This is a genomic window from Nonomuraea sp. NPDC059023, assembly GCF_042740095.1.
In the GTDB taxonomy this organism is placed as follows: domain Bacteria; phylum Actinomycetota; class Actinomycetes; order Streptosporangiales; family Streptosporangiaceae; genus Nonomuraea.
Map to the genome: position 1 here is coordinate 122,803 of NZ_JBHYIO010000016.1, position 12,833 is coordinate 135,635.

The 12,833-nt window shown below is 70.4% G+C and carries 13 protein-coding genes; 5 read left to right on the forward strand and 8 right to left on the reverse strand.

All coding sequences use genetic code 11. The annotated features are described in order from the left end of the window. Nucleotides 1–32: 32 nt before the first annotated feature. The 7 genes from ACFWYW_RS26745 to ACFWYW_RS26775 are packed head-to-tail and all read right to left on the reverse strand — an operon-like array spanning nt 33 to nt 7,465. A complete protein-coding gene (locus ACFWYW_RS26745) occupies nt 33–1,244 on the reverse strand; it encodes a hypothetical protein (protein WP_379614489.1) in 1,212 nt (403 codons plus the stop codon). Continuing rightward, complete coding sequence (locus ACFWYW_RS26750; RefSeq protein ID WP_379641088.1) at nt 1,159–3,096, reverse strand: NACHT domain-containing protein; 1,938 nt, start codon at nt 3,094–3,096, stop codon at nt 1,159–1,161. The genes ACFWYW_RS26745 and ACFWYW_RS26750 overlap by 86 nt, the downstream gene beginning before the upstream one ends. A 13-nt stretch (nt 3,097–3,109) precedes the next feature. Next, on the reverse strand, nt 3,110–3,829 hold the full coding sequence (locus ACFWYW_RS26755; RefSeq protein WP_379614485.1) for an ABC transporter permease subunit: 720 nt from the start codon (nt 3,827–3,829) through the stop codon (nt 3,110–3,112). After that, entirely contained in the window at nt 3,829–4,743 is a 915-nt protein-coding gene (locus ACFWYW_RS26760) for an ABC transporter ATP-binding protein (protein WP_379614483.1), read from the reverse strand. Before ACFWYW_RS26760 ends, ACFWYW_RS26755 begins: the two co-directional genes overlap by 1 nt. Then, nucleotides 4,740–5,597, reverse strand: coding sequence for an ABC transporter permease subunit (locus ACFWYW_RS26765; protein ID WP_379614481.1), 858 nt, complete (start codon nt 5,595–5,597; stop codon nt 4,740–4,742). Before ACFWYW_RS26765 ends, ACFWYW_RS26760 begins: the two co-directional genes overlap by 4 nt. After that, nucleotides 5,587–6,498 carry an ABC transporter ATP-binding protein gene (locus ACFWYW_RS26770; RefSeq protein WP_379614479.1) on the reverse strand — a complete coding sequence of 304 codons (912 nt, stop codon included), beginning with the start codon at nt 6,496–6,498 and terminating at the stop codon, nt 5,587–5,589. Before ACFWYW_RS26770 ends, ACFWYW_RS26765 begins: the two co-directional genes overlap by 11 nt. A gap of 40 nt (nt 6,499–6,538) precedes the next feature. Next, on the reverse strand, nt 6,539–7,465 hold the full coding sequence (locus ACFWYW_RS26775) for a DUF389 domain-containing protein (RefSeq protein WP_379614477.1): 927 nt from the start codon (nt 7,463–7,465) through the stop codon (nt 6,539–6,541). 62 nt (nt 7,466–7,527) lie between these two features. Here ACFWYW_RS26775 and ACFWYW_RS26780 point away from each other — a divergent pair, with 62 nt between their 5' ends. Next, the gene (locus tag ACFWYW_RS26780) at nt 7,528–7,674 is read left to right on the forward strand and encodes a hypothetical protein (RefSeq protein WP_379614475.1); all 147 of its coding nucleotides are present in this window, start codon (nt 7,528–7,530) and stop codon (nt 7,672–7,674) included. On the opposite strand, the gene coaA is transcribed toward ACFWYW_RS26780, so the two are convergent. Beyond that, nucleotides 7,646–8,548, reverse strand: coding sequence for a type I pantothenate kinase (coaA, locus tag ACFWYW_RS26785; protein WP_379614714.1), 903 nt, complete (start codon nt 8,546–8,548; stop codon nt 7,646–7,648). The genes ACFWYW_RS26780 and coaA overlap by 29 nt on opposite strands. Before the next feature lie 211 nt (nt 8,549–8,759). Between coaA and ACFWYW_RS26790 the strand changes: the two genes are divergently transcribed. From ACFWYW_RS26790 to ACFWYW_RS26805, 4 genes are all read left to right on the forward strand, one after another. Further along, entirely contained in the window at nt 8,760–10,169 is a 1,410-nt protein-coding gene (locus ACFWYW_RS26790; RefSeq protein ID WP_379614473.1) for an alkaline phosphatase PhoX, read from the forward strand. An 86-nt stretch (nt 10,170–10,255) separates the two neighbouring features. Beyond that, on the forward strand, nt 10,256–10,981 hold the full coding sequence (locus ACFWYW_RS26795) for a TetR/AcrR family transcriptional regulator (protein WP_379614471.1): 726 nt from the start codon (nt 10,256–10,258) through the stop codon (nt 10,979–10,981). A gap of 9 nt (nt 10,982–10,990) precedes the next feature. After that, a complete protein-coding gene (locus ACFWYW_RS26800; protein WP_379614469.1) occupies nt 10,991–11,344 on the forward strand; it encodes a holo-ACP synthase in 354 nt (117 codons plus the stop codon). Nucleotides 11,345–11,353: 9 nt separating this feature from the next. Beyond that, nucleotides 11,354–12,793, forward strand: a complete 1,440-nt coding sequence (locus ACFWYW_RS26805) for an NAD(P)H-hydrate dehydratase (RefSeq protein WP_379614467.1) — start codon at nt 11,354–11,356, stop codon at nt 12,791–12,793. The last annotated feature ends 40 nt before the right edge of the window (nt 12,794–12,833 follow it).

Consider the following 12,833-nt stretch of genomic DNA (forward strand, 5'->3'; position numbering starts at 1 on the left):
AAGGGGGTACGGCGGTGCCGTGCCCCCTTTCTTCATTCCACGCGCCCGTCGGGATAGACGCGCACCTGGGCGCGTCTGCTCACCTCGGCCAGCGCCTCCGTCGCGGCGTCGGGGTCCCAGGCGAGGCCGGGCTCTTCGATGACCTTCAGGAGCTCGTGCACGGTCTCCACGTCCTCGCCCACCTCGCCGATCCGGGTGGTCAACCCTCGCGTGTCGTCGATGGCCCAGCGGGGGAGGTTCACCGCCCGGACGCGGCGGAGCATCTCGGCGGTGAGCGAGGCGGGCAGAGCGATCGCGAGGTTGTCCACCACGCTGCGGTAGTACAGCTCGCCGGTGATGCGGGGCAGGCTTTCGATCAGGGCGGCCAGGCGCCGGCTGATCTGTTCCGGGGCGATTTCGATGAGGGCGTCGACCAGGTCGTCGCACTCCTCGGGGAGACTGGGGTCGTTGGGTGTGGGTGGTGTCTGCGCGGCGAGCTGGTCGAAGCGGGAGAACAGCGCCTGGATCGCGGCCGGGTCGCCGGTTTTGGCCAGGCAGGTGTACACCCGTCTACGTAGCAGGGTCCGGCGACGGAGAATGGCGAGCCGGTGGCCCGGATAGGCGGATGTGGGCGATTGGGCGACTCCGTGGGGCACCATCGCGAGCAGCAGCGGGACCCCTTCGCGGTGGCCGTTGTCGGCGAGCGTGGCCGCGGCTCCGGCTCTGACCATGGGGTGAACTCCCTTGTCGGCGAGCACGTTGAGGAGTTCGGAGTCGGCGGCGGCGAGCAGTTCGGTCAGCAGCCAGCGGATTGGCCAGGCGATTTTCTCGTCGCGCAGATGGCCGATCACGGGCGCGACGAGCGCCTTGGCCAGACTTCCTCGCAGGTTGGCGGCGACTCGCAGGTTGGCAGCGAACTGCGAGTGGTTTCCGGTCTCCGTGCGCGGGTCGAGGAGCGCGTTCAGCCAGCGGTCTTGGTCGCTGACCTGCACGAGCAGGTTGACGAGATCGGGGTCGCGTCCGCTCAGTGCGAGTGCCTCCCACAGTTCGTCCTCGGTGATCTCGCCCAGTTCGAGCAGCGCGTGGCGGCAGTCGTTGAGCGCGTGGTCGGCCCGGGAGTCCTCCCTGCCCAGGTCGTGGAGCTTCCACAACACCGGGACGGCGGCGTGGACCTCCAGCTCACGTGCCTTGTCGACGAGAAGCTCCAGCGGCTTCTCGCTGTCGGGATGGGTGGCGTGCGGGGTCAGGCGTTCCAGCCACTCCACGATGAGCGCCGGTTCGTGCGGGACCTCTGTCCAGTCCTTGAGGAAGTCGGGGGGGCGTGCTGAGGTCGGCCAGGCCCAGGGTTTTGGCGACGGCCTTGCGGTGGCTGGGGTCGAGGTCCTTCAGGCGGGGTTCGATCTGGGAGATCCTCGTCGCCCCGATCTCCTTGAACAGCTCGGTCGCCGACTCGTCCGGCGCGGCCAGCACGAGCTCGCCTATCTCCTCGACGATCCGGCCCCGCAGCCACGCGGCCTTGATCCGCGGCGTGCTGACCAGGCAGCGTCCGGCCAGCAGCAGGTCGTTGTGGAACATGTCGTCGTCGCGGGCCACCGGCCCCTCGATGGCGGCGGTGTCCTGGTCGTGGCCGAGCACGGCCAGCAGCAGCGGTGTCGCGTCGTGGAGCCGGCCGGCGAGCAGCAGGATGACCTCCTCCCACCACGGGTCGTGGCGGACCTTGGCGATCTCCGCGATGGCCGGGGCGCCGATCCTGGCGGCGACCTCGGCGGCGAAGTACTCCTGGATGGTCAGGTGCAGGAAGCCGTACACCTCCTGCGCCTGCTCCTTGAGCATCCCGTAGTGCTCGCAGATCTCGCCGAGGATGGCGGGGGCGTCGGCGGGGTCGAGGTCGACGGTGGGCAGGAAGCCGGCGATCACGCCGAGCAGCTCGTCCTTGGCGAAGTAGGCCAGGCCGGCGCGCTGGTAGTGCCAGGCGATCTCTTCCAGGAGGTCGCGTTTGCGGTCGGCGGTGAAGCGGGGGAAGCGCTTGATGTCGCGCTTGCTGTCCCACTCCGTCAGCAGGACCTCGATGGTGCGGGCGTAGAGCTTGGAGCGGCGTTCGGGCAGTTCGAGGTCGGACTCGAAGACGATGGCGATGAGGGAGAGCAGCAGGGGGTTGGCGCTCAGGGTCTGGATGCGGCTGCTGCGGCGTAACGCGGCGGTGAGCTTGTCGCGCTTGTCGTGGTCGTCCTGGAACCAGTTGCCGACGAACTCCTCGATCTGGGAGTCGTCGAAGTCGAGCACCTCCAGCGTCCTGAAGGCGGGCAACTGGCCGCGCCAGCCCGCGCGGCGGCAGGTGACGGCGATGCGGGCGCCGGGGTAGCGGGCGGCCAGGCGGTCGATCTCCTGGATGACGCGCTGGTAGGTGGCGTCGGCCTCGTCGGCGCTCTCGCCGCCCAGGACCTCGTCGAGGCCGTCGATCAGCAGGACCGCGCTGCCGGTGGTGAGGGCGTGGTCGATGAGGTCGGCGGCCTGGAGTTCGCCGTAGCGCTCGGCCCAGCGGGTGCTGACGTAGTCCAGGAGGCCGCCTTCGGCGCGTACCAGGCGGCGCAGTTCGACGAAGACGGGCAGGATCTCGTCGGTGGCGGCCTTGAAACCCAGGTAGCGCAGCATCGTGGTCTTGCCCGCGCCGGGGTCGCCCAGGACGACCATGCGGCGGAAACGGGTGAAGGCCTCTTCCGGGGTGAGGATCTCGGCCTGCTGGTCCTTCTTGCGGGCTCTGGTGAGTCTGACGAGGTCGCCCGGGGCGCGGCCGCGTAGTTCCTGGAGTTCCTCGTGGTGCATGAAGCGCAGCGGCTGCTGGTCGTGGACGCGCAGCTGCACGTACAGGCTCTCGATGTTGAGGGGTTTGGGGTGGTTGAGGAGGTTGATGTGGCGCATGTCGTCGGTCAGCCGGTCGAGCAGGCCGCTGCGGCGGCGGCCGAGCGCCTTCTCCTCGGAGCGGGAGAGTTTGCCCGGCGGGGGCGGGCCCGGGGTGGTCGCGGCCTGGTGGCTCTTGCGCCATTGGTAAAAGCCGAGGCCGGCGGTCAGCAGACCGCCGGCCAGGCTGATCAACGCGACGATGATCTCCGTCCCCATGCAGGGGAGTGTCTCACTCGTCCCCGGTGAGGGAGAAGGCGCGCAGCCGCAGCCCCGCCCAGACGACCGCGCCGACCGTGACGATCGCGATCGCCGGTATGGCCCAGCCGATCGTCACCGCGGTCTGGTCGATGAACGCCGAGGTGGAGATCTGGTCGGCGATGGCCTGGGCCCACTGCTGGATGGAGAAGTTCTGGGCGCCCTTGACGAAGCTGCCGACCATGCCTTCCCAGATCAGCGCGTAGATGATGCCGATCGTGACCGCGTGGCGGGTGAGGACGCCCAGCAGCAGGAAGAGCGCCGCGTACGCGATGCCGCCGAACAGGGAGCCCAGGGCGAACCCGAAGGCGATGCCGTCCTCGTTGCGCACCAGCAGCCAGGCGGCGAGGTAGGTGGGGACGGCGGCGAAGACGGCCAGCATGGAGGCGGCCACGAGGAACTTCGTTTGGGCGATCACCGGCCGGGAGATCGGCTTGGACATCAGATGGATGATGGTGCCGTCGTCGATCTCGGGTGCGATGACGCCGGTGCCGGCGATCAGGCCGAGCAGCGGCAGCATGGTGGCGATCGCGAAGTTCTGCATGAGCAGGATGGCCGAGCGCTGGTCGGCGCCGCCGGTCAGGCGCAGCAGGACGGCCAGCCCGATGAGCGCGAGCGGCAGCAGGAGCAGCAGCAGGATGCGCCGCCTGCCGAGCAGCGCGCGGTAGGTGATCCCGGCAACCACGGTGTTCATCAGGTGCTCCGGTTGATCAGGTAGGAGAAGACGCTCTCCAGGTCCTCGTCGACGGGGGAGACCTGGTGCAGGTTGATGCCCTCGGCGCGGGCGACGCGCGGCAGCAGCCAGGCGAAGCGGCGGAACTCCACCGCCTGCACCTCCAGGCCGTCGGGGCCGAGCGTGACGCCGCCGGAGGAGGCGTCCACGATGAGCGCGGCGGCCAGCTTCCTGTCGTCGCTGGACTTGATGCGGAACAGGTGGGGGCGGTCGGTCATCAGGCGGCGGATCTGCCGGAAGTCGCCGGAGGCCGCGTGTCGACCGGCGACCAGCACCTCGATGTGCTGGGCGACCCGCTCGACCTCTTCGAGGATGTGCGAGCTGAACAGGATGGTCTTTCCGGCGGTGCCCATGGCGCGGATGAGGTCCATCAGGTGCATGCGCTGGCGCGGGTCCATCCCGTTGAACGGCTCGTCGAGCAGCAGCACCTCGGGGTCGTGGACGAGCGCGGCGGCGACCTTGACGCGCTGGCGCATGCCCTTGGAGTAGGTCTCGACGCGGCGGTCCTTCGGCCCTTCCATCTCGACCGTGGCCAGCGCTTTCTGGGCGGCGCTCACGGGGTCGGACAGGCCGTGGAGCTTGGCGGCCGACAGCACGAACTGCCAGCCGGTGAGGAAGCCGTACACGCCCTCGCGCTCGGGCACCAGACCGATGTTGCGGTAGATGTGGTGGTTCTTCCACACCTTGGTGCCGTCGAGCGTGACGCTGCCTCCCGACGGGCCCAGGAACCCGGCCATCAGGTGCAGGAGCGTCGACTTGCCCGCGCCGTTGGGCCCGAGCAGGCCGGTCACGCCGGGCCCGATCGTCATGGTGACGTCGTTGACCGCCACCACGTTGCCGTACCAGCGCGAGACCTGGGAGAGCTCGAGTTTCATTGGGCCGCCGCCTTCCGGTAGCGCAGGGCCAGCACGCCGAGGGCGAAGGCGATCAGCGCGAGCGTGATCAGCGCGGGCGCGGGGCCCGGCGGGTATCCGCCCTCGGAGTTGGGCGTGGTGCCGAACAGCCACACCTGGACCGCGTCCACCAGCCAGAACGGGTTGAGCAGCCACGCCCACTTGGCCGCGGCCTCCTCGTTCAGCGACAACAGCGTGCTGTAGATGACCGGTACGGCGGCCAGTGACAGCAGGTAGACGGCGATGACCGAGGCCACGCCGAGCCCGCGCCGGGGCGTGAGCGAGGCCAGCGCCAGGCCGAACGCGGTCAGCAGCACCGCCAGCAGCAGCGCCATGGCCATCGCGCCCAGGTACTCCTTGGTCTGCGGCGGCCCCGGCAGGTCGATGAGCAGCTCGCCGGCGTAGATGAGCGTGAGCGGCACCGCCACCAGCATGAACAGCGCGACCGTCATCGAGATGACCTTGGCGCTGACGTACTGCGCGACCGCGACCGGCCGCGAGAGGTAGAGCGGCAGCACGCGGTAGCGCAGGTCGGGGGCGACCACGGTGGGCGCCTGCGCGGCCAGGAAGATGGCGATCACCGCCTGCATGATCACCGCGAACGCGCTGTAGGCCATGCCGCGCTGCTGGAGCAGGGCCATCATGGCGATGCTCACGACCGCGGGCAGCAGCATGATGATGGCGAGCAGGAACGGCATGATCTTGCTGCGGGCCGTACGGCCGAGGCCGAAGATGCCGCGCAGGCTGTGCAGCGTCAGCGCCCGCGTCGCGTAGCCGGGGCCCAGTCGCGGCCCGTCGTAGTGGCGGTAGCCGATGTCATAGATCTCAGACGACATCCGCGGCCTCCTCCCTGAAGACGTCCTCGATGCGGTGGCGGCCCTGCTCCATCCGGATGAGGCACAGGTCGAGGTCGACCACGGCGTCGCGGATGGCGTCGAACGTCTCCGGGCCGCTCACCTTGACCAGCAGCAGGCGGCCGTGCTGGGTGACCTGCTGGCCGTGCTCCGCCAGCCGTTCCGCCAAGGGCTGGACGCCCTCCTCGACCTCGACGGTGAGGCTCTGCGTGGCCTGGGTGAACTCGGTGATGGCGGAGGAGCGCAGCAGGCGGCCGGCGTCGATGACGATCACGTGGTCGCAGATGCGCTCCAGCTCGCCGAGCAGGTGGCTGGTGACCAGGACGCTGATACCGAACTCGGTGCCGATGCGGCGGATCAGCGCGAGCATCTCGTCGCGCCCGCGCGGGTCGAGGCCGTTGGTGGGCTCGTCGAGGAAGATCATTTTGGGATCGTGTACGAGCGCCTGCGCCAGCTTGACCCGCTGCTTCATGCCGGTGGAGTAGCCGCCCATGGCACGGTAGCGCTCTTCGGCCAGTCCCACGTGGCGCAGGACGTCGGCGGCGCGTTCGCGGGCGGCCGTGCGCGGCAGCCCGGACATCTGGGCGAGGTGGACGACGAACTCGGTGGCCGACACGTCGGGCGGCAGGCAGTCGTGCTCGGGCATGTAGCCGACGAGGCGGCGAATCTGCGTGCCCTGCGTGGTCACGTCGAGATCGAGCACCTTGGCGCCGCCCGCGGTGGGCGGCAGCAGGCCCAGGAGGATCTTGATCAGTGTCGACTTGCCCGCGCCGTTGGCGCCGACCAGGCCGGTGACGCCGGTTCCGACGTCCACCGTGAGCCGGTCGAGCGCGGTGACGGTCGGGAAGCGTTTGGTCAGCCCCTCGGTAGCGAGGATGTGCATGATCCGGACACTACCCTCCGTGGCCGCCGGGTGGCCTCCTTCAATGGGAGGAGGGGCGTCCTACTTGAGGCCAGACTCTGCGCTGGATCAGGAGGGTGACGGTCCCGGCGAGGACCATGCCGAAGATGTTGACCGCGAGCTGCCAGACCGGCCCCGCCACCTCCGCCCAGTCACCCACCGCGAGCGCCACGGCCAGGTACCCGGCGGCGGGGATGGTGGTGACCGAGATGAAGACGCCGATCAGCGCCGAGGACTTGCCTGAGGTGATCGACAGCACGCCCGCGACTCCGGCCAGCAGCGCGACGATGAACGACCAGCGGTCCGGCTTCACGATGAACTTCACCTCGTCGTTGATCTTGAGGTTCTCGATGTCGATCCAGCCGAGCCAGTGGGAGACCAGCGCGCAGGCGAAGGTGATCGCGATCGCGATGGTGAAGCCGATGAACAACGTCCGCAGCGCCTCGATCACCAGGCGCCATCGCCGGCGCAGGAGCCCGAAGCAGATCGCCGCGACCGCCCCGAACTCCGGCCCGAGCACCATCGCGCCGACGATGAGGATGGGCGAGTTCTGCAGGGCGCCGATGCCCGCGAGCTGCGTGGCGATGGCCAGGAAGGCCACGTACGCCCAGGTGATGCGGGAGTCGTTGTGCACCCGGTGGGCCAGTTCCTCCCACACCACGGCGTCGTCGGGGTCGCCCGGCGCCTCCTCGATCGCCTCCGTGGCGACCTTCGACAGGGCCAGGTCGATGTGCTCGATCGCGATCGACCCCTCGTCCTCCAGCCACTTGAGCTTGGACAGGGTCTCGTTGGCCGACTCCCGCGCGGTGTCGCAGAAGACGAGGTCGCCGGCGGGTTCGCGGGCGGCGCCGGGCAGCACCACGATGTTGGTGATGCCCGGACACTCTTCCAGCACCGTCAGCACTTCGTCCGTGCGGCCGGGAGGGCAGATCAATCGAAGATGTAGCACGGGGCCATTGTCGTAGATTCGACGTTGACGTTCTGTTGAACGGGTCCCTTCAGGCTGTGGCCATGTCAATACGCATCTGCCACGTCGACGGCGAGGACTGCTGGTTCGCCGACATCGACGACCAGGGCTGCCAGGGCCGCTTCGCCGTCTACGTGCTGGGGGAGAGCGGGGGCGGGGATCTCACGTACGGCGCAGCCGTACCCGCCTGATCGAGTGGTCGGCGCCCTTCTGCAGGACCAGGTCGGCGCGGCCGCGGGTGGGGGCGATGTTCTCCACCAGGTTCCGCTCGTTGATGTCGCGCCAGACGTTGACGGCGAAGTCGGTGGCCTCTTCGTAGGAGAGTTCGGCGATGTACTTGAAGTAGGACTTGGGGTCTTCGAAGGCGGTTCTGCGCAGTTTGTGGAAGCGGTCGACGTACCAGGACCTGATGTCCTCGACCTTCGCGTCCACGTAGATGGAGTAGTCGAAGTAGTCGTTGACCGCCAGCGAGGTCGGGGGAGCGGGCTGCAGGACGTTCAGCCCTTCGATGATCAAGATATCGGGGTTTTTCACGATCTGGTGGGCCCCGGGGACGATGTCGTACTCAAGGTGGCTGTAGACGGGGGCGCGTACCTCGCCCATGCCCGCCTTCACCTCGGCCACGAACCGCACCAGCGCCCGCCGGTCGTAGCTCTCCGGGAAGCCCTTGCGGTGCATGATGCCCTTGGCTTCGAGGACTTTGTTGGGGTAGAGGAAACTGTCGGTGGTCAGCAGCCCGACGTTGGGGTGCTCCGGCCAGCGGGCCAGCAGCGTGTGCAGCAGCCGCGCCGTCGTCGACTTGCCGACCGCGACGCTTCCGGCGATCCCCAGCACGTACGGCACGCGCGGCCCCGGTTTGCCGAGGAAGGAGCTCAGCACGTTGCTGCGCTCCTGGGACCCGGTGTAGTGCAGGTTGAGCAGCCGGGTGAGGGGGAGGTAGATGTCGGTGACCTCGGCGAGGTCGATGGGATCATCGACGCCGCGAAGGGCTTCCAGCTCGTCTGCGGTGAGAGTCAAGGGCGTGTTTCTGCGGAGATCGCTCCACTGCTCCCTGCTCAGTTCCACGTAGCCGTTGTTCACGTTGGCAGCGTAGCGACGGCGTACAAACCGGGTCCCCAGGGGTGCCCGCGAATCACTCCACAGCCTGTGGACAAAACACGGGGATTACCGGAGCTTGGCGCGGGGAATGATGTACTGCCTTGGCGAGGTCTGACATAGGCCACGATCTTCCGCGCACCTTAACATCCGGTGAACAACGTCACGGAAGGTCAGCACCATGGATCGACGTCGCTTTCTCACCGGAGCGGGAGCCGTCGCGGCGGGTGTCGCCGGGCCGTTCGCCGGAGTCGCCGAGGCCGGCGCCCGGGGCGGCGTACGGCCGGTGCCCGGGTACGGCCCGCTCAGGCCGGTGCCCGACGCCCGGGACGGCCAGGTGCGGCTCTTCCTGCCGGACGGCTTCCGCTACCGCTCGTTCAACGCGGCGGGCGAGACGTTCTCCGACGGCAGCGGGGTGCCGGGCAGGCACGACGGCATGGCCGCCTTCCGCGGCCCGCGCGGCAGCACGATCCTGGTCCGCAACCACGAGGTCAACGGGCCCGTCGGCGCGTTCGGCGATCCGGCCAAGGCCTACGACCCGGCCGCCGGCGGTGGCACCGCGACCCTGCGGGTGACCCCGTACGGGGAGGTGCTGGCCAGTGGGCCCTCGCTCAACGGCACCATGATGAACTGCTCGGGCGGCCCGATGCCGTGGGGCGCCTGGGTGACCTGCGAGGAGACGGTCAACGGCCCCGACGTGGGCAACGACTTCTCCGGCGGCGACAACTCCAAGCTCACCCAGAAGCACGGTTACGTGTTCGAGGTGCCGATCACCGGTGTCGCGCGGCCGGTGCCGATCCGGTCGGCGGGGCGATTCGCGCACGAGTCCGCGGCCTTCGACCCGGTCAGCGGGGCCCTGTACCTCACCGAGGACAACTTCGGCTTCCCGTCCGGCTTCTACCGCTACCTTCCGCCGAGGCATCCGCTCAAGGCCGGGCGCATCCTGGACGGCGGGCGGCTGGAGATGCTGGCCGTACGGGATGAGGACGGGAAGGATCTGTCGGCGGGCCAGCCCGCCGGCGCCGTCTACCGGACTCGATGGGTGGAGATCGCCGAGCCCGACCCGCGGTTCACCGGCAGGCCGGACAACGACACGGCGATACGGGCGGTGAGCCGGCAGGGGCTCGACCAGGGCGCGGCGATCTTCTCCAGGCTGGAGGGCGCCGTCCACCACCACGGCACCGTCTACTTCGTCTCCACCCAGGGTGGCGCCACCGGCGACACGCCGCCGTCCGGGTTCGGAAAGGGCCGCGGGCAGGTCTGGGCCTACGAGACGTGGAGCGGGCGGCTGAGGCTCGCCTACGAGTCGCCCGGCTCGACCGTCCTGGACCTGCCCGACAACGTCACCGTCAGCCCGCGCGGCACGCTGGTGCTGTGCGAGGACGGCGGCGGCGACAACTTCCTGCGCGGCCTGACCAGGCGCGGTGAGATCTTCGACTTCGCCCGGCTGGCGCCCGTGGCCGGCGACCCGGGTGCGGAGTTCGCCGGTTCGACCTTCGGCCCCGGCGGGCGGACCCTCTACGTCAACATCCAGTCGACCCAGGGCGTGTCGTTCGCCATCTGGGGGCCCTGGCATCGGGGCGGCTTCTGACGTGAACGACGTGCGCGGGCATCCGGAATGTTCGCATTTCGCGTACGTCGTGCGCTATGCTGGCGGGCACGTGAGAGGAGCTTCGCATGCCCGCCCAGAAGCAGCCCATTCCCTCGGTGTGGACCCGTCCGCGCCGCCAGCAGCAGCAACCCGCCCTCAGCCGTGAGCGCATCGTCGCCGAGGCCGTGAAGCTCCTCGACGAAGAGGGCATGGACAACCTCAGCATGCGCACGCTCGGCACCCGGCTCAACGCGGGCGCCACCTCCCTGTACCGCCACGTCGCCAACAAGGACGAGCTCATCGAGCTCGTCGTCGACGAGGTGTACGGCGAACTGCGCGTGCCCGAGGCGGAAGGCGACTGGCGGGCGGCGGCGACCGAGTGCGCCGGCAGCCTGCGCTCGATGATCCTGCGCCACCCGTGGGTGGCCTCGGTCCTGGGCCAGGTCGGCCTGGCCGAGCTCGGCCCCAACCTGATGCGCCAGACCGACCGCATGCTGGCCATCTTCACCCTGGCCGGATTCGAGCTCGACGAGGCCAGCCAGGCCATGAGCACGCTCATCTCCTACGTCATCGGCATGTCGACCTCCGAGGCGGCGCTGCTGTCGATGCTGTCCAGGCTCGGCCAGACCGAGGAGGAGCTGGAAGCCCAGATCCGCGCCGCTGCCGCGGAGACCAACCGGGAGCTGCCCCGGCTCCAGGCGCTCGACGAGCACATCCTGAAGAGCGGCGGCGGCCCCGCGGCGATGCGCGACCGGGACTTCCGCTACGGCGTGGACCGCATCCTCGACGGCCTCGCGACCCGCCTGCCCTAGCCTGGGGACATGATCCTGGGCATCGGCGTGGACGTGGTCGACGTCAAGCGGTTCGCGGCGGCCTTGGAGCGCACCCCGGGGCTGCGCGGCAGGCTGTTCACCGAGGACGAGCAGGAAGGCCGGGCCGTCCACTCCCTGGCCGCGCGCTTCGCCGCCAAGGAGGCCGTCGCCAAGGCGCTCGGCGCGCCGCCCGGCCTCGGTCACCTGGAGGCCGAGGTCGTCTGCGACGAGAACGGCCGGCCCGAGCTCCGCGTGCGCGGCAAGGCCGCCGACGTCGCCTACGGCCTGGGCGTCAAGCGCTGGCACCTCTCGCTCTCGCACGACGCGGGTGTGGCGATGGCCTACGTGATCGCGGAGGGATAGCTTCTGATCATGCTTACCGCCTACACCGCCGATCAGATCAGGGCCGCCGAGCAGGCGCTCATGGCGCGCCTGCCCGACGGGACGCTGATGGAGCGCGCCGCCGCCGGGCTGGCCGCCTGCTGCGCCGCGATGCTCGGGCGCGTCTACGGGGCGCGGGTGGTCCTGCTCGTCGGCAGCGGCGACAACGGCGGTGACGCCCTCTATGCCGGCGTACGGCTGGCGCGGCGCGGCGCCCAGGTCGAGGCGGTCCTGGCGGGCAGCAGGGTGCACGAGGCCGGGCTGGCGGCCCTGCGGCAGGCCGGCGGGCGGGTGCGCGGCATCGAGGCCGTGGACCGGGCGGACCTGGTCGTCGACGGGCTGGTCGGGATCGGGGTGGCGGGGGCGCTGCGGGAGCCGTACGCGCGGGCCGTGGCGCGGGTGAACCAGGGGCCGGGGCTGGTGGTCGCCGTGGACGTGCCGTCCGGGGTCGACGCGAGCACGGGACGGGTGCCGGGGCCCGCGGTACGCGCGCAGGTGACGGTCACGATGGGCGCCTGCAAGACCGGGCTGCTGATCGACCCCGGCGCCGGTCACACCGGGCGGCTGGAACTGGTCGACATCGGGCTGGGCGCGTACCTGCCGGATCCGGACGTCGCGGCGCTCACCGACGGGGACGTCGCCGATCTGCTGCCGGAGCCGGGCGCGGAGTCCGACAAGTACCGGAGAGGCGTGGTGGGCGTGGCCGCGGGCAGCGAGGAGTACACCGGGGCCGCGGTGCTGGCCGTCGGCGGGGCGCTGCACGCCGGGGCCGGCATGGTGCGCTACGCCGGCACCGCCGCGCCGGTGGCGCAGGTGCGCTCCCACTGGCCAGAGGCGGTCATCACCGAACTGCGCGAGCCCTCGCTCGACGGCGTCGGCCGCGTGCAGGCCTGGGTGCTCGGCCCCGGGCTCGGCACCGGCGACTTCGCCCACGAGCTGGCCAGGAGGGTGCTGGCCAGCGACGTGCCCGTGCTGGTGGACGCCGACGCGCTCACGCTGGTCTCGCGCGACGCCACGCTGCTGCGCCGCAGCGCGCCCGTGCTGATCACGCCGCACGCCGGGGAACTGGCGCGGCTGATGCGGGTCCCGCGCGAGCGGGTCGAGGCGGGCAGGCTGGAGCACGCCCGCAGGGCGGCGGCCGACCTCGGCGTGACGGTGCTGCTCAAGGGCTCAACGACGCTGGTGGCCGAGCAGGACAGGCCGGTGCGGGTCAACCGTACGGGCACCGCGCGGCTGGCCACGGGCGGCACCGGCGACGTGCTGGCCGGGGTCGCGGGGGCGCTGCTGGCCCAGGGGCTGAGCTGCTACGACGCCGGGTCGTGCGGGGCGTACCTGCACGGGCTGGCCGGACGGCTGGCCGCCGACGGGGCGCCGCTGGTCACCGCGGACGTGGCCGCCGCGATCCCGGCGGCGATCAGGTCGCTGTCGTAGCCGCCCCCGGCTGCAAGCGGGCTGCTATCGAACCTCGCTC